Here is a 19927-nt window from a genome sequence, read left to right as displayed (position 1 = left end):
AACTGGAGGTCCGCATGCCCCGCCCTCGTGGCAACACCGCGCTGAAGGCCGCTCGCGTCGCGGCCGGGTACGCCACCCAGCAGGCCCTGGCCGACGCCCTGAACAGCGCGGGGCCCCGGCTCGGGCTCGGTGATCTGGACGTCAGCATCCGGCAGGTGCGCCGCTGGGAGTCCGAGAAGCCGCCGTGGCCGCAGGCCCACTACCAGCGCGCCCTGCGGCACGTCCTGGGCAACATGACCATGGCCGAGCTCGGCTTCAGCCCCTCCTGGGGAGCCGTCCCCGCGCCGGAGGCCGTGCCGCGCGGCATGCTCTTCGGCCGCGGGGCGATGGGCCCCGCCCCTCTGCCGCTGCCCGGCGGCGGTGGCTTCCAGCCGGAGAGCGTCGCCGCCGACTACGCGCTCATCACCAGCAGCCACCGGCGCCTGTACTGGACCGTGCAGCCGGCCCGGATGCACCCCACCGTCAACGAGCACACCCGCCTCGGGACGGCCCTGATGTCGGAGACGGCCGGCCCCGCGCGCGTCGCTCTGGCCCGCGCACTCGCGGAGTCGTCGCTGATGGCGGGGCGGATCGAGTTCTTCGACCTCCGCGACCCCGGCGCGGCGGCCGACACCTGGGTACGCGCCCTCCAGGCGGCGGCCGAGGCCGACGACACCCTGCTCGGCTCGGCGATCCTGGCGCACACGGCGTTCGTGCCCGGCTGGGCGGGCGACCGGGCGACCGCCCAGGAGCGGATGCGGGCGGCCCGGGCGTACGCGCGCCGGGGGTGCCCCTCCGCCGAGTTCCTGGCCTGGCTCGACGCGGTCGAAGCGGAGTGCGAGACCCGCTGCGGGCATCCGCGCACGGCCCTGGCGCTGCTGCGGCACGCCGAGGAGGTGCTCGCCAAGGGCGGGGAGTACGCCTCCCCGGAGTGGATGGACTGGTTCGGTCCCGTACGCCTGGCCTCGTTCAAGGGCAACACCCAGCTGAAGGCCGGACAGTACGCGCAGGCCCGGGAAACCCTGCTGGAGGTCCTGGACGGACTGCCCGCCGACGCGGGCAAGCAGCGGGCGGTCATCCTCGGCGACCTGGCCGCGGCGGCCGTCGGCGAGCAGCGGGTCGAGGACGCCTGCGACTGGGCGCAGCAGGCTCTCGGACAGCTCTCGGTCACCTGGTACGCCACGGGCATGGACCGGGTGCGGGACGTGCGCCAGACGTTGCAGCCGTGGAACGAGCTGCCGTGCGTGGTCGCGCTCGACGACGCGATGTTCGGCTGGCGGGCGACGGTCAGCGCGCTTCAGCGCTGACCGTACGGGCATTGAACTCCCTTATTAATCGCGGGAGTTCGGTGAGCTTCTCGATACGGAAGACGGGCAGCTCCCGTGCGTCCGCGGTGTGCCACTGGAGGGTCGCCCAGGGGCCGCGCCGTACGAGTGCGGTGGGCAGCCCGGCGGCGGCGGCCGGGCGCAGGTCGTTGTCGACCCGGTCCCCGACGTACAGGATCTCGCCGGGCGGGTACGGCACGGCCCCGGCGAGCCGCGCGAAGAACTCCGGGTCGGGCTTGGCGGCACCCCAGTCGTCCGACGTGCCGATCAGGTCGACGTCCCCGGCGAAGAGTTCGCGCAGAGTACCGCCCGCGCGCGCCGTCTGATTGCCCGCGATGCCCAGCCACAGCCCGGCCGCCCGCAGGGCGGCGAGGGCGGGGCGGACGTCGGGGTACAGGTCCGCCTCGCCGAACTCCTCCGGCCGGCCCGCGTCGATGCGGGCCTGCCGCTGCTCGTCCAGGTCGAAGCCGGGCCGGAACTCCTGGAAGGCCTCGCGGTAGTCCCGCCCCTGCGCGATCACGGCTCCGAACACGGCTGCGAAGGTGTGCCGTGGCACCCCCAGCCAGTCGGCCCAGGTCCCGTACTCCCGCGTCTCGTCGACCAGGCACTCCCCGACGTCGAACACCACAGCACGCATCATGACCGGAAGAATAGGCGGGCGGCCCGGCCCCTTCCCAGCAGGCCCGGGGCACGGCAGGCGGCCCGGCAGGCGGCCCGGCGGGCAGGCCCCGCCGGTCAGCGGGAGCCCGGCTGCACCAGGCCCGACTCGTAGGCGAGGACGACCAGTTGGGCGCGGTCGCGGACCCCGAGTTTGGTCATGGCCCGGTTGACGTGGGTCTTCGCCGTGACCGGGGAGATGACCATGCGGTCGGCGATCCGGTCGTTGGAAAGGCCGCGCGCGACGAGGGTGACGGCCTCGCGCTCGCGGTGGGTCAGGACGTCGAGCTCCGTGCTCTCCCTGCCCGTGACGGGGCCGGGCGGCCGGGCCACGTACCGGCTGATCAGTTTGCGGGTGATCGACGGGGCCAGCAGCGCGTCACCGCGCGCGGCGACCCGTACGGCGTGCAGGAAGTCCTCCGGGACGATGTCCTTGACGAGGAATCCGGCCGCACCGGCCCGCAGCGCCTGGTAGACGTACTCGTCGAGGCCGTAGTTGGTGAGGATCACGACGTGCACGGCGGCCAGGGCGGGGTCGGCGGCGATCTGCCGGGTCGCTTCGATGCCGTCGAGGACCGGCATCCGGATGTCGATGAGGACGATGTCGGGCAGGTGCTGTCTGGCCAGGGCCAGCCCGTGCGCACCGTCGGCTGCCTCGGCGACCACCTCGATGTCGTCCTCCAGGTCCAGCAACGCGCGAAATCCGCTGCGCAGCAACGGCTGGTCGTCCACCAGCAGGACACGGATCACAGCTGCTCCACGGGGAGTTCGGCCTCGACGGTGAAGCCGCCCGCGCTGCGCGGTTCCGCGCGCAGCCGCCCGCCCAGCGCGGTGACGCGCTCACGCATCCCGAGCAGTCCCATGCCGGGCACCGGAGCCGTGTCCGGGGTGGCACTGCCGTCGTCGTCGACACGTATCGCGAGGGTGTCGGGGCGGCAGTCGATCCGTACCCGTGCCGTGGCGGCGTTCGCGTGGCGGGCGATGTTGGTGAGGGACTCCTGGACGATGCGGTAGGCGGTACGGTCCAGGGCCGCCGGTACGTCGGGGCGCGGGCCCTCGACAATCAGGGTGGCGTCGAGACCGATGTCTCTGGCCCGTGCCACCAGCTCCGGTACGTCGTCGAGGCCGCGCGGCGGGGTGGTGGTGTCGTCGCGCAGCGCCTCCAGGGTCGCGCGGAGCTCTCGGGTGGCCTCCCGCCCGGCCGCCCGGATCGCCAGCAGTGACTCGGGAACCTCGTCGCCGCGCTTGCGGGCCACATGGACGGCGACCTCGGCCTGCACCTTGACGATGGAGATCTGATGGGTGAGCGAGTCGTGCAACTCCCGCGCGATGTGCAGCCGTTCCTCGTCCGCGCGGTGCCGTGCGGCCTCCTCCTTGGTGCGCTCGGCCTCGTCCGCCCGCCGTTCGGCCTGCCGCAGCGCCTCGCCCGCGGCACCCGCCGCGACCAGCCAGGCGATTTCCAGAGCACTCCTGGCCTGTGCGAACACCGCGCCCGTGCCGTGCAGTCCGGAGACCAGCGCCGCGACGGGCAGGGCGGCGAGCATGGCCACGCTGGCAAGGACGGTGAACGTGCGGTGTCCGGCGCGCACCGCCGCGTACACCGCGAAGAGGTAGGCCACGGCGGGCACGTCGAACCCCGCGGCCTGGTACCCGGCTCCGGACAGTCCGGTGAGCGCCAGGACCAGGAGTGGCGCCCGCCGGCGCCACACCAGGGCCAGCCCGCCGGCCACCAGGAGTGCGTAGCCCGCCAGTTCGGGGGCGGCGGTGGAACGCTGACCGGACAGCCCGGCGAGCAGAAGTGCCGTCGCCACGCCGACGGCGGTCGCCCAGTCGATGACCACGGCGCGCGCCCCGGGCCCTGTTGTTCTCATGCGCGCACCTTAGAGCCTGTCCGCGGCTTCGGGACCCGGGGGACCGGCCGGCTACCACGGGCGCAGTACTTTCCCGGGTTCTACCGCGTACGCGGCAGTGCGAAGTGTCTGCGCCCGGTGGACGACCCGGGGCGGATCCGGGGGAGATGCTCGGGCCACGTTCGCGAAAGAAGCGGCGGAAGCAGAAACAGCAGCAGAGGGAGCGCGTCATGCCGATTTCCGTACGAAGTGTGCTTGCGGGCGGACTGGTTCCGGCCGTGTCGGCCATGTCGGCCGTCTCCGCCCAGCCGCTCGCCGCCGGAGCCCTGACGTTCAGCGCCGGGCGGATCGGGGCCATCGTGGCCGCAGTCCTGGGGGCGGTGGGCGCGGTCATCGGCGGACTGGCACTGGCCCGGCCCGCCGGACGCACGGGCTCGGGGCGGACCGGCTCCGGGCACACCGGCTCAGGGCGCACGGGCGCCGGACGCACGGGCTCGGGGCGGACCGGCTCCGGGCACACCGGCTCAGGGCGCACCGGCTTCGCGCGCAGCGGCTCGGGGCGGACCGGCCGGGGGCCGCGTACCGCGTTCGGGCCACGCCGGGCGGTCGCGGCGGGGGTGGTCGGCATGGCCATCGGCGCACTGGTGACCGCCACCTCCCGGGGCGCCATCGGCACCGGCAACGGGCTCGGCGGGGCCTACGTGGCGCTGCTGCTGGGGCTGCTGGCCACCGTACTCGGCACTCTGGCGTGGTCCCGTGCCCGCCGGGAGCCGGTGGGGTGACCGACGCTCCTACGCGGCCACCCGCCCGCAGCGGCGGCCTCCTCGGGCCAGTCGTACGCCTCGCTCTGCACTACGCGGCCACCCGCGCGCAGCGGCGGCAGTTGCGGGCCGACGCCGCCACCACCGCGTGGGAGACGGCGGCGAGCGCGCCCGCCGCGACCGCCAGCGGCCAGTGCGTGACGACCAGGGCCACCACGGCGAGGAGGAGCGCGGCGACCGCCATCGAGACGCTGGACGCCGTACCCATCCAGGCGACCGCGCGGGGCAGCAGTTCCGGGATGGGAAGGCGGCGGGCGAGCGGCCCCGTGGCGGCCAGAGAGGCGGCGGTGAGTGCGGCGGTGACGGCGGCGAGGCCGATCAGAGTCATCGTCAGCACGTGGGACAGGAAAGGGAGTTGCCACATGTCCTGGCCCGCGGCGCGCACCAGCAGCCAGCACAGGGCCGCGAAGGGCACCGCGAGGGCCGCCGCGCGGGCGGTGTGGCGGGCCTGGGCGAGGGTCAGTTCGTACTGGAATGCGGGGGCGAGCCGGTGCGGTGCGCCGAAGTCGCGCACGGCCAGTTCGGTGGCGCACTCCAGGGGGACGCCCTCCTCCGCGTGGGCGGCCGCGGTGTCGGTGAGGCCGTGCCGGACCTCTTCGAGCAGGCGGCCCTTGACGCGGGCGGGGCCGTGCAGGGCCCCGGCGAGGGTGTCGACGTACTCCTCGATGAGGGCGGGGGCCGACGGGCGGGCCGCCCCCGGATCCGCGCCTGTGCCCGTGCCAGGATCCGGACCCACCTCCGGGCCCATACCCGTACCCGTACCCGTACCCGTGCTCATGCGGTCAGTCCGTTCGCGGCCGTCGAGGGATTCAGTACGGAGCCGATCGCATGCGTGAACTCCTGCCAGGCGGACCGTGCCTCGGCCAGGCTGCGTTGCCCCGCGTCGGTCAACTCGTAGCACCGGCGGCGCCGTTCGCCCACCGAGTCCCAGGTGCTTGCCAGCAGGCCCAGCCGCTCCAGGCGTTGCAGCGCCGGGTAGATGGTGCCGGTGCGCAGTTCGAGTGCGCCTTCGCTGCGCTGCTGCACGGCCGCGATGATCGCGTACCCGTGCAGGGGGCCCTGTTCCAGTACGGCCAGCAGGATTCCGTCCAGGTGGCCGCGCACCGCATCCGTCTTCATGAGTAGGCAGCCTACCCAAGCGAACCATTGCTGTGCTACCTATTGGCAGCCAACATATGTAAGCGTTCGTGATCGTCGCCTGGAGGCGTGGCCCCGATGACCAAGTTCCTGCTGTCCGTGCACGTACTCGTCGCGATCCTGGCGGTCGGGTCGATCGCCGTGGCGGCCTCGATGTTCCCGCGCTTCGCCAAGCAGGCGGTGACGGAGCGCGGCCAGGCCGTGGGCATCGCCACGACCCTGCACAAGATCTGCCGGGGGTACGCGATCGCCGGTCTCGCCGTACCGGCCTTCGGCATCGCGACCGGTGCCGCGCTCGGAGTCCTCAGGGACGCGTGGCTGGTCGTCTCGCTGATCCTGACGATCCTGGCGGCGGCGCTGCTCGGGCTGTGGATCCTCCCGTACCAGCAGCGCATGCTCGCGATGAGCGGTGCGGGTGCGGGTGGCGGTGGCGGTGACACTCCTTTCTCCGAGGGCGAGTTGAAAAGGACGACGGCCCGCCTCCACATGCTCACCGGGATCTTCAACGTGCTCTGGGCGGTCGTCGTGGTCCTGATGATCGTCCGCCCCGGCTCGACGACGAGCGCCTGACACAGTGGGGCTGTCGCGCGGACTCCCACCCCAATGGTGGGATTCCTTCGGCGCGAGCGTGGAACACGCCCCTCATGACCCCCAACACCGCACCACATTCCGGGCCGCTGCCCGGCCGCGACGAGTCGTACTGGATGGACTCCACCCCCGGCACCTCCTATCCGCCCCTGACCGACGACATCGAGGCGGACGTGGTCGTGGTGGGCGGCGGCATCGCCGGGCTCAGCACCGCCCGGGAGCTGTCCCGGACCGGACGCAGCGTCGTCGTCCTGGAGGCCGACCGGATCGCCGCCGGGGTCACCGGCCACACCACCGCGAAGGTCTCCGCCCTGCACGGGCTGGTGTACGACCGGCTGATCAGCACCAGGGGCCCGGAGGCCGCCCGCCTCTACGCCCGCTCGCAGCAGGGCGCCGTCGAGCACATCGCCGCCGTCTCCGCCGTCCTGGGCATCGACTGCTCCTGGGAGCGCCGGCCCGCCTACACCTACACCACCCGCCCCGAGAACCGGGCTGCGCTCAGGGCGGAGGCCGCGGCGGCCCGCGAGGCGGGTCTTGAGGCCGAGTACGTCGAGGAGAGCGGCCTGCCCTTCGACGTGGCGGGTGCGGTACGGGTGGAGGGGCAGGCCCAGTTCCACCCGCGGAGCTATCTGCTCGCACTGGCGGGGGAACTGGTGGCGCGCGGCGGGGTGATCCACGAGCGCACCCGGGTGACCGGGTTGCACGAGGGCACCCCGTGCCGGGTGACCTGCGAGTCCGGGCACACCGTCACCGCGAAGGACGTCGTCGTCGCCACCCACTACCCCGTCTTCGACCGGGCCCTGCTCTTCGCCAAGCTCTCCCCGAGCCGGGAGCTCGTGGTCGCCGCACCGCTGGCCGCCGCACAGGACCCGGCCGGCATGTATCTGACCCAGGACGACGGGAAGCGGTCCGTGCGCACCGCGCCGTACGGCGACGGGCAGCGCCTGCTGATCGTCACCGGGGAGGGCTTCACCCCCGGGGAAGGGGACGCGGCGGCCGGTTTCGTACGGCTCGACGCGTGGATGCGCGAGCGGTTCGAGGTCGGCGAGACCGCCTACCGGTGGGCGGCACAGGACAACTCCGTCAGCGACACCGTCCCGATGATCGGCCGCTACCACCCGGGGGCCAAACACACCTATGTCGCCACCGGTTTCGGCGGCTGGGGCATGACCAGCGGCGTACTCGCGGGCCAGCTGATCACCCGGCTGATCGAGGGGGAGGAGCCGCCGTGGACCAGGCTGTACGACCCGCGCAGGCTGTGGAGCACGGTCCGTGAGGCGCCCGCCCTGCTGAAGCAGCAGGCCGAGGTGGCGAAGCACTTCGTGGGCGACCGGATCGCGACCACGCACGTCGACTCGCCCGAGGAGATCGCACCGGGCGACGGCGCGGTGGTCCGGGTGAACGGCAGCCGCTGTGCCGTCTACCGCGACCCGGCGGGCACGGCGCACGCGGTGTCGGCCCGTTGCACCCACCTCGGCTGCCTGGTCTCCTTCAACTCCGCGGAGACGGCGTGGGAATGCCCGTGCCACGGCTCCCGGTTCTCCACCGACGGCGAAGTCCTCCAGGGCCCGGCGACCCGGCCGCTGGAGCGGCGGGAACTGCCGGAGAAATAGCCTCGCGGGAGGGTCCCGGGTACGCCGTGGAGTGCGCCCATGACGAGCGGAGACACGGCGGAGACGTCGGGCCCGGCCGAGACGTCGGACATCGCGGGCCCGGCGGACATCGCGGAAGCGGTCGATCCTGCCGTGCGGGAAGCCGTCGCGGCCGAGCTGCGGCTGCTGGACCCCGAGGTGCGGGCCTCGGCCGCCCGCGTCTCGGAGCTGCTGGACCCGGAGTTCGTGGAGTTCGGTGCGTCGGGGCGGCGCTGGGACGCGACGACGATCCTGACGGTGACCGGTGCGGGACCGGTGGGCGCGGCCTCCCCGGTCGAGGTGAGCGCGATGGCGGGCACGGTGCTCGCACCCGGGGTCGTCCACCTGACCTACTTCTCCGACGACGACGGCGGGCGCAGGGCGTGGCGCAGCTCGGTGTGGCGGCTGACGGGGACGGGCTGGCGGATGTACTTCCACCAGGCGACGCCCACGAGCTGACGGGAGCCCGAGGGGCCCGGCCGCCCCCGTGCCTGCCGCGTACGGTACGAAGAGCCCTGTGAACGCACAGAACCCGTCCCCGACCGTCCGCGTCTTCGTCGCCCTCGCCCCGCCGGACGAAGCCAAGGACGAGCTGGCCCGCGCACTGCGCCCGGCCTACGACGCGTACCCCCGCATGCGGTGGAACCGGATCGAGGACTGGCACCTCACCCTGGCCTTCCTCGGCGAACTTCCCGCCGGCTCCGTACCTCCGCTGCGCGCGCCCCTCGCGGACCTCGCGGCGGCCCGCCGGCCCCTGGAACTGGGCCTGCGGGGCGGCGGGCACTTCGACGAGCGGGTGCTGTGGAGCGGGATCGACGGCGATCTGACCGGGCTGCACCTGCTGGCGGCGGAGGTACGTGCACTGGTCAAGGAGTGCGGGGTGCCGTTCGAGGGCAGGCCGTTGCGCCCGCATCTGACACTGGCCCGCGCCCGCAGGGACGACCCGGCTTCCGTGCGGGAGGCGGCGGAGGGCCTCGCGGACTTCACCGGCCGCCGGTGGCGGGCCGCGCGCCTGCATCTGGTCGGCAGCAACATCGGGCGCGGCCCCGGACCGATCCACTACCGCGACATCGCGTCCTGGCCCTTCGAGGGCCGGGACCCGGCCACCCCCGGCAGCCAGACCCCGCCCGCCCCCGGCGGCGAGGACGTCAGCGGCGCACCGCCAGCACAGTGGCCCTCGTGACCGCCTCCTTCAGCAGGGCGGCCACCCGGCCGGTCAGGACGACCTCGCGCGGGCTGTCGTCGAAGCGGGTGACCTGGGTGAGCCCGTCGTGGCGGCCGAGACCGATGTTCTGCCCCACGTAACGCAGCCGCAGCGGCCTGGCGGTGCCCCCGGTGACCGAGGCGGCGACGTTGCGCGCGACGCACAGGCCCATCGGCAGCGCGGTCTGGCACGACAGCCGGGAGGGCATGCCGCCCGGCCCGTACGCGGCGGCCGCGTCGCCCGCGGCGAAGACCTCCGGGTGGGAGACGGACCGCAGCATCCGGTCGACCACCACGAGGCCACGCGCGTCGACCTTCAGCCCTGCGTCCCGTGCCAATTCCGGCACCCTGAACCCGGTCGTCCAGACGACCGCGTCGGCCGCGAGTGTGCTCCCGTCAGCGAGGACAAGTCCGTGCTCGGACACCTCCGACACCCGGCTGTGCTCCCGGAGTTCGACGCCGTGCCGGTGCAGCGCACGGCGCAGGTGGCGGCGGGCCCGCTCGGAGAGTGCGGTGCCGATCTCGCCGTCGGTGACCAGCCGCACCTTCAGCCCCGGACGGCTCTCGGCCAGTTCGGTGGCCACTTCCAGACCGGTCGCCCCTCCCCCGGCGACGGCCACCGTCCCGTGTCCTTCTGCGGTACGTTCCCGCAGCCGCACCGCGTCCTGGTAGGTGGCCACCGAGAGGGCGTACGCGGCAACCCCGGGCACGGTGTCCCGGTCGGCCGCACTGCCCAGGGCGTAGACGAGGGTGTCGTAGGTGAGGGTGCGGTGGGTGGCGCGGGTGCCGTCGGCGGCGGCGTGCGGCGCGGCCAGGGCACCGGTGTCGGCGCACCCCGTACGCGCGCCGGTGTCCACGCGTACCGTACGCCCGCCCGTGTCCACCCGTACCGTCCGGGCATCCGCGTCGATGGCGGTCACCCGGCCGACGACCAGTTCGATGCCCGTACCGGCCAGGAGCCCTGCCAGGGGGAGTTCCGCCAGCTGCCCGCCCGCCGCGAGCTGGTGCACCCGTACCCGCTCGACGAAGTGTTCGGCGGCATTGACCAGCGTGACGCGCACGTCGGCACGGCGCAGTCTGCGCGCCGCTCCCTTGGCGGCGATCATGCCCGCGTAACCGGCTCCGAGAACCACGAGGTGATGTGTCATGCCCCCTGAACCGGACAGCCCGCCCTTTCGTGACACCCGCGGCCGTGACCCGCATCACACCATCTGACCTGCGGCGAAGGCCAGCTTGGCGGGGCTGAGGACGGTCCGCACCCCGCTGACGAGCCCGTCCCGGAACTCCGGTACGACGACGGCGAACAGCACCCGCTCCCCTTCCCCGTCGCCCACCGCGCTTCCCTCACCGGCAGCCGCAGCACTCACGTGGACCATCACCGCCACCTCCCCGTTCACCTCGCCGAACGCGTAGTGGAACTCCGGCGCTTCGAGCCAGCCCGCCAGGCCCACCAGATAGCGGAGCACCTTGTCCCGCCCGGTGACGGGCCTGCGCGCCGCGGAGACCGTGCCGCCACCGTCGGCCCAGGCGACCACGTCGTCCGCGAGCAGTGCCTCCAGACCGGCCAGGTCCCCTTGCACCGTTGCCGCGAAGAACCGCTCGACCAGCTTCCTCCGCAGCTTCTCGTCGACCTCGAAGTGCCTCCGGGGGTTGCCCAGTTGCTGCTGCGCCCGGCGCAGCAGCTGCCGCGAGTGGGCCTCATCGACACCGACCGCGTCCGCGATCTCCCGGTGGCTGTGCCCGAACGCCTCCCGCAGGACGAACACCGCACGTTCGGCCGGAGTGAGCCGTTCCATCAGGGTGAGCAGGGCGAAGGTCACCGACTCGCGCTGCTCGGCGGTCTCCAGCGGGCCGAGCCCGGCGGCCCCGGTGGCCCCGGCGAGAGCGCCCGCCCCGGTGAGCACCGGCTCGGGAAGCCACGGCCCGACGTACTGTTCGCGCCGTACGCGGGCGGAGGTGAGGTGGTTGATGCAGAGGTTCGTCATGACCCTGGTCAGCCAGGCGGCCGGCGTCCGGATCTCCGAAGTGTCGGCCGCACTCCAGCGCAGATAGGTGTCCTGCACGAGGTCCTCGGCCTCGCTCGCCGAACCGAGCATGCGGTACGCGAGCGAGAAGAGCCGCGACCGGTGCGATGCGAACTCCGCGACAGCATCCGCTTCCCCCGTGGTCATACCGGCAGCATGCCAGGCCGGGGCGCCCGCCGGACCGGTGGGTGCGCACCGGACCGGTGGGTGCCCGCCCGACCGACGGGTGCGCACCGGCCCACGGCGGGTCCGGCGGCCTTGGGACCACCCGTTAAGCTGCAGGCACCCCACGGGGGAAGTCCGGTCGAAGTCCGGCGCTGACCCGCAACGGTAAGGCGCAGCCGAGGTGGCTGCGCAAGCCCGATCACCCGTGGCGGTGAAGGCTCCTGTCGATTCGCCGTGGACTGCGATGAGGTGCTGGACCGGCGCCCGGCGTCCGGGCCGCCCCTTGGGTTGCGTACGTACACGGCCCGAGGCGAAAGCGGTACCGCCCGTGGCCATGCCGTCCCTGGTACGCGAATCCGTGCCCCTGCCCGAACCCGCGCCACCGTCCGGACCGCCCCCGCACACCCGGCGGGTGCCGGTGCCGCTGCTGATCGGCGTGCTGGGCGTGGGGCTGCTGGTCTCGCTCGTCTGCGGGGCCGGGATCGGCGCTTCGGGGCTCTCCTGGGGCGAGGTGCTGCGCCATCTGTGGGCGGGGCTGAGCGGCGGGAGCATCACGCCCGAGCAGGTGCCCGCGTACACGATCGTCTGGGAACTGCGGTTCCCGCGCGCCGTGCTGGCGGCCGTGGTCGGGGCCGGGCTCTCGGCCATCGGGGTCGCGGTGCAGGCGATGGTGCGCAACGCGCTGGCCGACCCCTTCGTCCTGGGCATCTCCTCGGGGGCCGCGGTCGGGGCCAACGCGGTGCTGATCTTCGGGGCGTTCGGGGCGCTCGGGGTGTGGGCGCTGACCGGGGCGGCGTTCGTGTCCGCGCTGCTGTCGATGGTGCTGGTGTACGCGGTCGCGCGGACGCCGCGCGGGCTGACCCCGCTGCGGCTGGTGCTGACCGGGACGGCGATGTACTACGGGTTCTCGGCCGTCACCACCTTCATGGTGTTCGCGGCGGAGCGGGGCGAGGCGGCGCGTTCCGCGATGATGTGGCTGCTCGGCAGCCTCGGCGGGGCCACCTGGGCCTCGGTGCCGATCGCGGCGGGCGCCGTGCTCGGCGGTCTTGTGCACCTCGGCTGGTCGGCGCGCCGGCTGAATGCCCTCGCCATGGGCGACGAGACGGCAGCGGCGCTGGGTGTGGATCCGGAGCGGCTGCGCCGGGAGCTGTTCCTGGTGTCGGCGGCCGTGACGGGGGCCGTGGTCGCGGTCAGCGGGGCCATCGGCTTCGTCGGGCTGATGGTGCCGCACGCGGTGCGGATGCTGGTCGGCGCGGACCACCGCAAACTGCTGGCCGTCGCCCCGCTCGCCGGTGCCGTGCTGCTGATCTGGGTGGACGTGCTGTCGCGGGTGGTGCTCGCCCCGGTCGAACTGCCGCTGGGCGTACTGACCGCGGCTGTGGGCGTGCCGTGTTTCGTGCTGCTGATGCGGCGCCGTTCCTACACGTTCGGGGGCGTGTGATGAGGGTCGATGTCGAAGGTCTTGAGGTTGCGGCCGGCGGGGCGCGGCTGCTGGAGGACATCACGCTGCGGGCCGGCAGCGGGCAGGTCGTCGGGCTCGTCGGGCCCAACGGCAGTGGTAAGTCGACCCTGTTGAGGTGTGTGTACCGGGCCCTGCGTCCGTCGGCGGGGACGGTCAGGATCGACGGTGACGACCTGTCGGGGCTGAGCGCGCGCGAGGGTGCCCGGCGGCTGGCCGCGCTGCCGCAGGAGGCCGTCACCGAGTTCGACTTCACGGTGGCCGAGGTGGTGGCGATGGGGCGCATGCCGCACCAGCGGTCGGTGGCGCGGGCCACCGGGGAGGATCTGCGGGTGTGCGCGGACGCGCTGGCCCGGGTGGGGGCCCGGCACCTCGCGGACCGCGGCTTCCTCACCCTCTCCGGCGGTGAGAAGCAGCGGGTGCTGATCGCCAGGGCGCTCGCGCAGCAGCCGAAGGTGCTGGTGCTGGACGAGCCCACCAACCACCTCGACATCGCGCAGCAGCTGGAGGTGCTGGCACTGGTCAGGGACAGCGGACTGACGGTCCTCACCGCCCTGCACGACCTCAACCTGGCGGCGCTGCACTGCGATCTGCTGTACGTCGTCGCGGCCGGGCGGATCGTCGCCGAGGGGGCTCCGCACGAGGTGCTGACGCCGCAGCTGCTCGCGGAGGTCTTCGGCGTACGGGCGCACCGGGTGCCGCATCCGGAGACGGGGGCGGTGCAGCTGCTCTTCGACCGGCTGGCGGGTCCGGGGGCCTCTCCTCCGGGGGCCGCACCCTCGGAGACCTCTCGCTCGGGGGCCTCACCCTCGGGGGCCTCTCGCTCGGGGGCCTCACCCTCGGGGGCCTCTCGCTCGGGGGCTCTTCCGCTGGAGTCCGCGACCCCCGCGGACGCACCCACCACCTCCGTAACTCCCCTTCCGTAACCGCCACTCACCCAAGGAGCCGTCGCGTCTCATGCGCCGCCACCCCCTCGTGCGCCCCGCCGCACTCACCCTCGCCGCCGCGTCCCTGTTCCTCACGGGGTGCGGCGCCGAAGTCACCCGGCCGGCCGAGGACAAGGCCGCCGCCAAGGGCCCTTACCCCGTGACCGTCCAGAACTGTGGGCAGCCCAAGAAGTTCGACAAGGCCCCGCAGCGGGTGGTGACCAATGACGTCGGCATCACCGAGATCATGTTCGCGCTCGGGCTCGCCGACCGCATGGCCGGCTTCGTGATGCCCGAGGACAAGGGCGACCTCACGTCCGTCCCCTGGAAGGACGGCTACCAGCAGACCAAGTGGCTGTCCAAGAAGACGATCAACAAGGAGCTGGTCCTGGACGCCCGCGCCGATCTGGTGTTCGCGGGCTGGAACTACGGCTTCAACGAGGGCGAGGGCTTCACCCCGGCCGCCCTCGCCGCGGTCGGCGTCGACTCCTATCTGCTGAGCGAGTCGTGCCGCAACGGGCGCGGCAAGGCGCGCGGTGTCATGCCCCCGCTGGAGGCGCTCTACACCGACCTGCGGAACCTGGGGAAGATCTTCCACGTCGAGGACCGGGCCGAGGCCCTCGTGACGAAGTTCAGGAAGCAGGTCGCGGACGCGGAGGCCGGGGCACTCAAGGGCAAGGACCGGCCGCGTGTCTTCCTCTACGACGGCGGCGAGGACAAGCCGTTCACCTCGGGCGCGTACGCCGGACCGCACGACATCATCACCAGGGCGGGCGGCGACCACGTCATGAAGGACCTCAAGGACAGCTGGGTGACGGTGGGCTGGGAGACCGTCGTGGCCCGCGATCCCGAGGTGATCGTGATCAACGACTACGGCGACACGAGCGCCGAGCAGAAGCGGAAGTTCCTGAAGTCGTACCCGCCGCTGGCGGGCGTCTCGGCCGTCAGATACGACCGGATCGTCGTCCTCGACTACGCGGAGCTGGTGGAGAGCCCGCGCAACCCGGCGGCCGTCGCCTCGCTCGCGGAGGACCTGAAGAAGCTGACCAAGTCCGGTACGGAGTAGGGGCGGTTGCGGGGCGGCCCACGTGTCCCACCTCACGTCACGCCGTGCCGTGAGCCATCTGTACGGTGCCGTACAACCGGTGCTAGCTTCCGTTGTACGGCAACGTACAGAGAGGGGTCCGGGCATGAAACTCCCCCGCTCGGCGCACACTTCACGTCCCTGGCGGATCCACGGGATCGCCGGCGACTTCCGTCTGGAGGACGTCTGGGCGCTGCCCACTCCGGGCGGCCCCGACGACTTCGCCCTGCTGGTGGACCAGTTCACGGGAGGGACCCCCGGTCGCGGGCCGCACGAGGAGGACCTCGTTCCGCGACTGCTCTTCGCGCTCCGCTGGAAGCTGGGCAGGCTGTTCGGCTGGGACAAGCCCGAGGCCGGGATCGGCGGCCGGGTGACCTCACTGCGGGAACGGCTTCCGGCGGACCTGTGCGAGGGCCCGCGCGGTAACGACCTGCCGTCCGTGCCGTTCCTCTCCGTCTTCCAGACCCACGACGAATGGGTCGCCGAGTTCGGCAACTCCACGGTGCACGGCCTGCTCCACCTGGGCTGGGTCCCGGACGGCAGGGGCGGCCACCGCGGCCAGATGGCGGTGCTGGTCAAACCGAACGGGCTGCTCGGCGAGGTGTACATGCTGGGCATCAAGCCCTTCCGGTACCTGGGGGTGTACTCGTCCTTCATCCGCGGCATCGGGCGGGAGTGGGCGCGGGGCGCGGCCGCGCGGAAGACCGCGGGGGCGTAGGGGCACGGCGCGTTGGACACGTGCACAGGGGCACGCGCGTAGGGACACAGCCCCTGGCCCCCCGGGCGCCTACCGGTTTCGCCCCGTCGCCGGGCGGTCCGCGGTGAGCGCGCGGTCGCCCGCGTCAAGGATGCTCGCGAAGGCGCGGCCGACGAGGGGCTCGGCGAAGACACGTGTGAGTCGCGCGCCGACGAGAGGGACGCCGACTTCGAAGGTCGTGGTCCAGGTGACCTCGGTGCCGCCCTCGACCTCGGCGAAGGTCAGGCGGCCCAGCTCGTGCCTGGCCGGCGGGAAGCTCCGCTCGACGGTGTAGTCGAAGCGGTACGGCGGTCGGTACGCGGTGATCCGCTCGCGGAACCACCCGATGGTCCAGGTGTGCAGCCGTACGGCACCGACCCCGTACGGCGCTTCCGCGCCCGGCCTGGCCAGCCGGGCCCTGAGGACGAAGGGCGAGCGGACGTAGTGCGCGCTGACCGCGCACCAGTCGAACACCTCGGCGATCGGTGCGGCGATGACGCGTCGGACGGTCAGGGTCTCCATGGTCGTGGTCCTCTCCCTCGGTCTGCGCGGCGCGGTAGCCGGCCGGTTGCCGCGCCCTGGTGATCTGTTGACCGCACGGCTCGCGCATCCGTGACAACGGGAGGGGAGACGTGCGTCACTTCCCGGGGACGCCCGTCGCGGAGCGGCACCGGTCAACGGGGCGTGCGGCAGAGGCACTTCACACGGTAGGGGTCCAGCGGGCCGGGATGTGCAGAGAGAAGGGGGCGGGCCGTTGTCGGCCTCGCCCCCTCTGTGCACCCTGACCCCTCACGCGCGCGTCCGCGCGCACCGGCGGCCCGGCCGTCTACTGCTTGCCCGCGCTCGCCTCCAGCGGGCGTACCCGCAGGAGTGCGCGGGTCGGCAGGCCCGTGGCGCACAGGGTCAGGAGTACGGCACCGAGGGCCAGCGGGGCGGCGATCGTCAGCGGGACGTGCGGGCCCGCGCCCGTGGTGCCGCGGGCGATCGGCAGCAGCGTCGTCCAGGCGATCGCGGCGCCCAGCAGCAGTCCGGCGGCGGCGACCAGGAGGGCCTCGCCGCGCATCATCAGCCTGACCTGGCGGCGGGTGGTGCCGGAGAGGCGCAGCAGGCCGACTTCGCGGCGGCGGTCGAGGACGGTCATCACCAGGGTGTTCGCCGCGGAGATCGCGGCGAATCCGCCGAGCACCGCGGCCATCACGGTGTTGGCCCAGGCGCCGAGCTCCTGGGCGAGGTCGGCCTGGACGCCGTACCCGGCGGCGTCGGTGACGTGCGCGGTGGGAGCGAGGCGCTTCAACTCGCGTGCCAGGGCTGCCGGTTCGGAGCCCGGGGCGGTGTCGATCAGGACCTGGGTGTCGTACGGGGCGGTGACGTGCGCGGCGAGGGCGGCACGCGGCATCAGGACCTGGCCGACGCCGAGGCCGCGGGTGTAGGTCGCGACCAGTTCCGGCGTGACGTGGGTGCCGTCGCCGAGGCGGAGCGGGACCCGGTCGCCGGTCTTCACACCGAGGTTGCCCGCGAGAGCGGTGTCCAGGGCGACGGTGTCGCGGCCTGCGCCCAGGGCTGCGAGGGACCCGGTGCGCACACCGAGGTCGAGTACCCGGTCGAGGTGGGCGGGGTTGCCGGAGATGCCGAGGGTGGTGGCCGTGGCGAGGTCGTCCATGGTCTCGTAGACCGTGCCCGTACGGAGGATTCCGGTGGCGCTGCGCACCCCGGGAAGTCCGGCCGCTCGGGCGGCCGTGCCGTCCGGGAGGCCGGGGTCCGCCGGGTGGCCGGGGGTCAGGACGTGGTCGGCGGTGACGGCGGAGGCGACGTTGCGGGCGGAGGCCTCCCGGATGGTGCTCTGCATGAAGACGAGCGTGCCGCAGAAGGCGATCACCATGACGAGCGGGGTGATCGCGGACGCCAGCCTGCGCGCGTTGGCCAGGGAGTTGTCCGCCGCGAGCGAACCCGGGGCGCCGGCTGCGCGCAGCGGGATACCGAGGACGCGGGTGGCGGCGCCGGCGATCAGCGGGCCGAGCAGGGCGACACCGGCCAGGAAGCACATGACGACACCGAGCGCGGTGGTCGCGGCGGCATCGCCGCCCAGCTGCGAGGCCAGCGTGGCCAGCGATACGCCGCCCGCGCAGAAGGCGATGCCGAAGCCGATCCGGACCTTGCCGGGCCCCGGCGGCGTCAGCGAGGCCTCGCCGAGGGCCTGTCCCGGGCGGAGCTTCGCGGGGCGGCGGGCGGCCATCCGCCCGGCGCCGAGGGCGGACAGGGTACTCAGGACGACGGCAGCGACGACCGGCAGCACTCCGGTGGCGAGGGTGACGGCGGGCGGCACCGCGCCCCGTTCGACGAGTTCGCCGAACCACCACTTCGCGAGGGCGTACCCGGGTACCGCGCCCAGGAGTCCGGCGGCCGGGGCGAGCATCATCGCCTCGGTGGCGATGGTGCGGCGGATCTGCTTCGGGGTCGCTCCGATCGCCCTGAGCAGGGCGAACTCGCGGGCCCGCTGGGCGACGGCCAGGGCGATCGTGCCCATGACGACGAAGACCGCCGTCATGGCGGCGATGCCGCCGAAGGAACCGCCGAGCCCGATGAGGTACGTCTTCCCGGCAGCCAGCGCGGGCAGTTCGGCCATCCCGCGGTCGTCACCGGTGAGGACCTGCGGCGGGGAGTGGTCCCCGCCCCGGGCCCGGCTCGCGGCCTGCCCGTCGACGGCCTGCTTCACCCCGGCGGCGAGCGCCTGAGTGCCGACGCCCTTCCCGGGCATCACCAGAAGGGCGTCGGCCCTGCCCGGGTGTCCGGACAGCCGGCCGGCCTCGGCGGCCTCGAACCACACGCCCGTACCGAGCGGAGAGGCGGCGGCGAGACCGGCGACACGGTAGGTACGGGTGCCGCCCGGCGTGGTGAGGGCGATGCGGTCGCCGATCTTCACCTTGGCCGTGCGGGCGGCCTGTGCGGAGAGGACGACCTCGCCCGGGGCGGGCGTACGGCCCGCGGTGAGGGGGCTCGCGGCGGACGCGCTGCCGGCGGTCAGCGGGGCCCCCGCCGTGGCCGCGTGCCGTGCCGGGACGTCGTACCGTACCGGGAACGACAGGTCCGGGACGACCGAGGCGACGCCCGGGGCTGCGGCGATCCGCGCGGCCAGCGCCGTGTCGACGCGGGCGCGTTCGGGCAGCGGCGCGGAAATGGTCTCCTGGTCCTCGCCCCGGTTGACGGTGATCGAGGTGTACGGCTCGGCTGCGACGACCACCGGTGCGTGGGCGTACCGCTGGGGGGTGACCTTGGCGAGGATGCCGGTCTGGAGGAGGGCGCCGCACGCCGAGATGACGGCGGCGCCCAGGAGCAGCGCGACGAAGCTGCCCACGAAGGAGGCGGGGCGGAAACGGACGGCCGCCCGTGCGAGTCCGTTGCTCACGCGGCGCTCCCGGCGTACTGGCGCACCGCGAAGGGGGCGGCGGTCAGGTCTGCCATGCGCGCCGCCACCGACTGCGGGTCGGGGCGGTGCAGTTCGCCCGCGAGCGTGCCGTCGGCCAGGAACAGGACCCGGTCGGCGTGCGAGGCGGCCACCGGGTCGTGGGTGACCATGACGACGGTCGCGCCCATCGCGTCGACGGCACGGCGCAGCAGTCCGAGCACCTCCTGGGCGGTCCGGGTGTCGAGCGCGCCGGTCGGCTCGTCGGCGAACACCACCTCGGGGCCCGTGATCAGCGCGCGGGCGATGGCGACGCGCTGCTGCTGGCCGCCGGAGAGCTGGCCGGGGCGGCGGTCGCCGTGCTCGGGCAGGCCGACCTCCGTCAGCAGCTCCTGGGCGCGGCGGTGGTCCTGGCGGACACCGGCGAGCCGCTGCGGCAGCAGGACGTTCTGCGCGACGGTGAGGGAGGGGAGCAGGTTGAAGGACTGGAAGACGAAACCGATCCGGGTGCGGCGCAGCTCGGTCAGCCGGTCCTCACGGAGACGGGTGATCGACTCGCCGCCGAGCAGTACGTCGCCGGAGGTGGGCCGGTCGAGCCCGGCCGCGCACTGGAGGAAGGTACTCTTGCCGGAACCGGAGGGGCCCATCACGGCGGTGAAGCCGCCGCGCGGCAGGACCAGGTCCATACCGCGCAGGGCCTGGACGGCACCGGCGCCGCGCCCGTAACTGCGGGTGACGGAGCGGAGTTCGATGGCGGGGGCGGGCGCGGCGGGGGCGGCTGCCTGGTGGAGGTAGGGGTCCTGGTAGGGACCCGCCGGGTGCGGGTGCTCCGCCGGGTGTGCCGCCCGGTGCGCCGCGGCCTCGCTCCTGGGGCGCCGCGTGCGCGTCTCGGTGTGCGTGCGGTCTCGACGCAAGGCCATGACGATCCTCTTTCGACTGCTG

At 73.6% G+C, this 19927-nt stretch carries 19 protein-coding genes, 1 pseudogene and 1 riboswitch; of the genes and pseudogenes, 10 read left to right on the top strand and 10 right to left on the bottom strand.

Translation table 11 applies throughout. From position 1 onward, the window contains the following. Positions 1–14: 14 nt before the first annotated feature. Positions 15–1286 carry a transcriptional regulator gene (locus ACFWVV_RS09865; protein ID WP_384348189.1) on the top strand — a complete coding sequence of 424 codons (1272 nt, stop codon included), beginning with the start codon at positions 15–17 and terminating at the stop codon, positions 1284–1286. Here the strand turns inward: ACFWVV_RS09865 and ACFWVV_RS09860 are convergent. From ACFWVV_RS09860 to ACFWVV_RS09850, 3 genes are all read right to left on the bottom strand, one after another. Next, positions 1267–1944, bottom strand: a complete 678-nt coding sequence (locus tag ACFWVV_RS09860; RefSeq protein ID WP_384348192.1) for an HAD family hydrolase — start codon at positions 1942–1944, stop codon at positions 1267–1269. The genes ACFWVV_RS09865 and ACFWVV_RS09860 overlap by 20 nt on opposite strands. Before the next feature lie 95 nt (positions 1945–2039). Next, on the bottom strand, positions 2040–2711 hold the full coding sequence (locus ACFWVV_RS09855; RefSeq protein WP_384348196.1) for a response regulator: 672 nt from the start codon (positions 2709–2711) through the stop codon (positions 2040–2042). After that, entirely contained in the window at positions 2708–3832 is a 1125-nt protein-coding gene (locus ACFWVV_RS09850; RefSeq protein ID WP_384348199.1) for a histidine kinase, read from the bottom strand. The genes ACFWVV_RS09855 and ACFWVV_RS09850 overlap by 4 nt, the downstream gene beginning before the upstream one ends. A 209-nt stretch (positions 3833–4041) precedes the next feature. On the opposite strand from ACFWVV_RS09850, the gene ACFWVV_RS09845 reads away from it, so the two are divergent. Next, positions 4042–4593, top strand: a complete 552-nt coding sequence (locus ACFWVV_RS09845) for a DUF6223 family protein (protein ID WP_384348202.1) — start codon at positions 4042–4044, stop codon at positions 4591–4593. A 70-nt stretch (positions 4594–4663) separates the two neighbouring features. Here the strand turns inward: ACFWVV_RS09845 and ACFWVV_RS09840 are convergent, their stop codons facing one another. Together ACFWVV_RS09840 and ACFWVV_RS09835 are read right to left on the bottom strand one after the other, a co-directional pair. Then, entirely contained in the window at positions 4664–5410 is a 747-nt protein-coding gene (locus ACFWVV_RS09840; protein WP_384348204.1) for a hypothetical protein, read from the bottom strand. After that, positions 5407–5751: a PadR family transcriptional regulator gene (locus ACFWVV_RS09835; protein ID WP_384348207.1), complete on the bottom strand. Its 345-nt coding sequence runs from the start codon at positions 5749–5751 to the stop codon at positions 5407–5409. Before ACFWVV_RS09835 ends, ACFWVV_RS09840 begins: the two co-directional genes overlap by 4 nt. 96 nt (positions 5752–5847) lie before the next feature. Here ACFWVV_RS09835 and ACFWVV_RS09830 point away from each other — a divergent pair, with 96 nt between their 5' ends. From ACFWVV_RS09830 to thpR, 4 genes are all read left to right on the top strand, one after another. Then, positions 5848–6339, top strand: coding sequence for a hypothetical protein (locus tag ACFWVV_RS09830; protein ID WP_384348210.1), 492 nt, complete (start codon positions 5848–5850; stop codon positions 6337–6339). A gap of 74 nt (positions 6340–6413) precedes the next feature. After that, positions 6414–7970 (top strand): FAD-dependent oxidoreductase, encoded by a 1557-nt coding sequence (locus ACFWVV_RS09825; RefSeq protein WP_384348213.1) that lies wholly within the window; start codon positions 6414–6416, stop codon positions 7968–7970. Positions 7971–8009: 39 nt separating this feature from the next. After that, positions 8010–8447 (top strand): DUF4440 domain-containing protein, encoded by a 438-nt coding sequence (locus ACFWVV_RS09820; protein ID WP_384348216.1) that lies wholly within the window; start codon positions 8010–8012, stop codon positions 8445–8447. A 58-nt stretch (positions 8448–8505) separates the two neighbouring features. Then, a complete protein-coding gene (gene thpR, locus ACFWVV_RS09815; RefSeq protein ID WP_384348219.1) occupies positions 8506–9171 on the top strand; it encodes an RNA 2',3'-cyclic phosphodiesterase in 666 nt (221 codons plus the stop codon). On the opposite strand, the gene ACFWVV_RS09810 is transcribed toward thpR, so the two are convergent. Further along, positions 9137–10339, bottom strand: a complete 1203-nt coding sequence (locus tag ACFWVV_RS09810) for an NAD(P)/FAD-dependent oxidoreductase (protein WP_384348222.1) — start codon at positions 10337–10339, stop codon at positions 9137–9139. The genes thpR and ACFWVV_RS09810 overlap by 35 nt on opposite strands. Before the next feature lie 54 nt (positions 10340–10393). Further along, positions 10394–11362, bottom strand: a complete 969-nt coding sequence (gene sigJ, locus ACFWVV_RS09805) for an RNA polymerase sigma factor SigJ (RefSeq protein WP_384348224.1) — start codon at positions 11360–11362, stop codon at positions 10394–10396. Between the two features lie 145 nt (positions 11363–11507). Continuing rightward, positions 11508–11585, top strand: a riboswitch (cobalamin riboswitch). Between the two features lie 129 nt (positions 11586–11714). Between sigJ and ACFWVV_RS09800 the strand changes: the two genes are divergently transcribed. The 4 genes and pseudogenes from ACFWVV_RS09800 (at position 11715) to ACFWVV_RS09785 (ending at position 15567) form a co-directional block, all read left to right on the top strand. After that, positions 11715–12821, top strand: a complete 1107-nt coding sequence (locus tag ACFWVV_RS09800; protein ID WP_384348227.1) for a FecCD family ABC transporter permease — start codon at positions 11715–11717, stop codon at positions 12819–12821. Then, a pseudogene (locus ACFWVV_RS09795) lies at positions 12821–13576 on the top strand (ABC transporter ATP-binding protein); the annotation flags it as partial. The gene ACFWVV_RS09800 and the pseudogene ACFWVV_RS09795, both read left to right, overlap by 1 nt. Before the next feature lie 220 nt (positions 13577–13796). Beyond that, positions 13797–14831 (top strand): ABC transporter substrate-binding protein, encoded by a 1035-nt coding sequence (locus ACFWVV_RS09790; RefSeq protein ID WP_384348230.1) that lies wholly within the window; start codon positions 13797–13799, stop codon positions 14829–14831. Between the two features lie 124 nt (positions 14832–14955). Beyond that, positions 14956–15567 carry a DUF2867 domain-containing protein gene (locus ACFWVV_RS09785; protein WP_384348232.1) on the top strand — a complete coding sequence of 204 codons (612 nt, stop codon included), beginning with the start codon at positions 14956–14958 and terminating at the stop codon, positions 15565–15567. A 69-nt stretch (positions 15568–15636) separates the two neighbouring features. On the opposite strand, the gene ACFWVV_RS09780 is transcribed toward ACFWVV_RS09785, so the two are convergent. The 3 genes from ACFWVV_RS09780 to ACFWVV_RS09770 form a co-directional block, all read right to left on the bottom strand. Beyond that, on the bottom strand, positions 15637–16107 hold the full coding sequence (locus ACFWVV_RS09780) for an SRPBCC family protein (protein WP_384348234.1): 471 nt from the start codon (positions 16105–16107) through the stop codon (positions 15637–15639). 304 nt (positions 16108–16411) lie between these two features. After that, positions 16412–18988: an FtsX-like permease family protein gene (locus tag ACFWVV_RS09775; RefSeq protein ID WP_384348237.1), complete on the bottom strand. Its 2577-nt coding sequence runs from the start codon at positions 18986–18988 to the stop codon at positions 16412–16414. Continuing rightward, positions 18985–19905 (bottom strand): ABC transporter ATP-binding protein, encoded by a 921-nt coding sequence (locus tag ACFWVV_RS09770; RefSeq protein WP_384348240.1) that lies wholly within the window; start codon positions 19903–19905, stop codon positions 18985–18987. Before ACFWVV_RS09770 ends, ACFWVV_RS09775 begins: the two co-directional genes overlap by 4 nt. Between the last annotated feature and the right edge of the window lie 22 nt (positions 19906–19927).

Origin of the sequence: Streptomyces sp. NPDC058663, from assembly GCF_042716745.1 — a bacterium.
Lineage (GTDB): Bacteria > Actinomycetota > Actinomycetes > Streptomycetales > Streptomycetaceae > Streptomyces.
This window is presented reverse-complemented; position numbering and strand designations above follow the sequence as displayed.

What these genes read in the sequence shown, in the direction of transcription:
- ACFWVV_RS09770 (WP_384348240.1), bottom strand. Translation starts at nt 19,905, where the DNA reads ATGGCCTTGCGTCGAGACCGCACGCACACCGAGACGCGCACGCGGCGC.
- ACFWVV_RS09800 (WP_384348227.1), top strand. Translation starts at nt 11,715, where the DNA reads ATGCCGTCCCTGGTACGCGAATCCGTGCCCCTGCCCGAACCCGCGCCA.
- sigJ (WP_384348224.1), bottom strand. Translation starts at nt 11,362, where the DNA reads ATGACCACGGGGGAAGCGGATGCTGTCGCGGAGTTCGCATCGCACCGG.
- ACFWVV_RS09825 (WP_384348213.1), top strand. Translation starts at nt 6,414, where the DNA reads ATGACCCCCAACACCGCACCACATTCCGGGCCGCTGCCCGGCCGCGAC.
- ACFWVV_RS09820 (WP_384348216.1), top strand. Translation starts at nt 8,010, where the DNA reads ATGACGAGCGGAGACACGGCGGAGACGTCGGGCCCGGCCGAGACGTCG.
- ACFWVV_RS09845 (WP_384348202.1), top strand. Translation starts at nt 4,042, where the DNA reads ATGCCGATTTCCGTACGAAGTGTGCTTGCGGGCGGACTGGTTCCGGCC.
- ACFWVV_RS09865 (WP_384348189.1), top strand. Translation starts at nt 15, where the DNA reads ATGCCCCGCCCTCGTGGCAACACCGCGCTGAAGGCCGCTCGCGTCGCG.
- ACFWVV_RS09830 (WP_384348210.1), top strand. Translation starts at nt 5,848, where the DNA reads ATGACCAAGTTCCTGCTGTCCGTGCACGTACTCGTCGCGATCCTGGCG.
- ACFWVV_RS09850 (WP_384348199.1), bottom strand. Translation starts at nt 3,832, where the DNA reads ATGAGAACAACAGGGCCCGGGGCGCGCGCCGTGGTCATCGACTGGGCG.
- ACFWVV_RS09860 (WP_384348192.1), bottom strand. Translation starts at nt 1,944, where the DNA reads ATGATGCGTGCTGTGGTGTTCGACGTCGGGGAGTGCCTGGTCGACGAG.
- ACFWVV_RS09785 (WP_384348232.1), top strand. Translation starts at nt 14,956, where the DNA reads ATGAAACTCCCCCGCTCGGCGCACACTTCACGTCCCTGGCGGATCCAC.
- ACFWVV_RS09810 (WP_384348222.1), bottom strand. Translation starts at nt 10,339, where the DNA reads ATGACACATCACCTCGTGGTTCTCGGAGCCGGTTACGCGGGCATGATC.
- ACFWVV_RS09840 (WP_384348204.1), bottom strand. Translation starts at nt 5,410, where the DNA reads ATGAGCACGGGTACGGGTACGGGTACGGGTATGGGCCCGGAGGTGGGT.
- ACFWVV_RS09835 (WP_384348207.1), bottom strand. Translation starts at nt 5,751, where the DNA reads ATGAAGACGGATGCGGTGCGCGGCCACCTGGACGGAATCCTGCTGGCC.
- ACFWVV_RS09790 (WP_384348230.1), top strand. Translation starts at nt 13,797, where the DNA reads ATGCGCCGCCACCCCCTCGTGCGCCCCGCCGCACTCACCCTCGCCGCC.
- ACFWVV_RS09780 (WP_384348234.1), bottom strand. Translation starts at nt 16,107, where the DNA reads ATGGAGACCCTGACCGTCCGACGCGTCATCGCCGCACCGATCGCCGAG.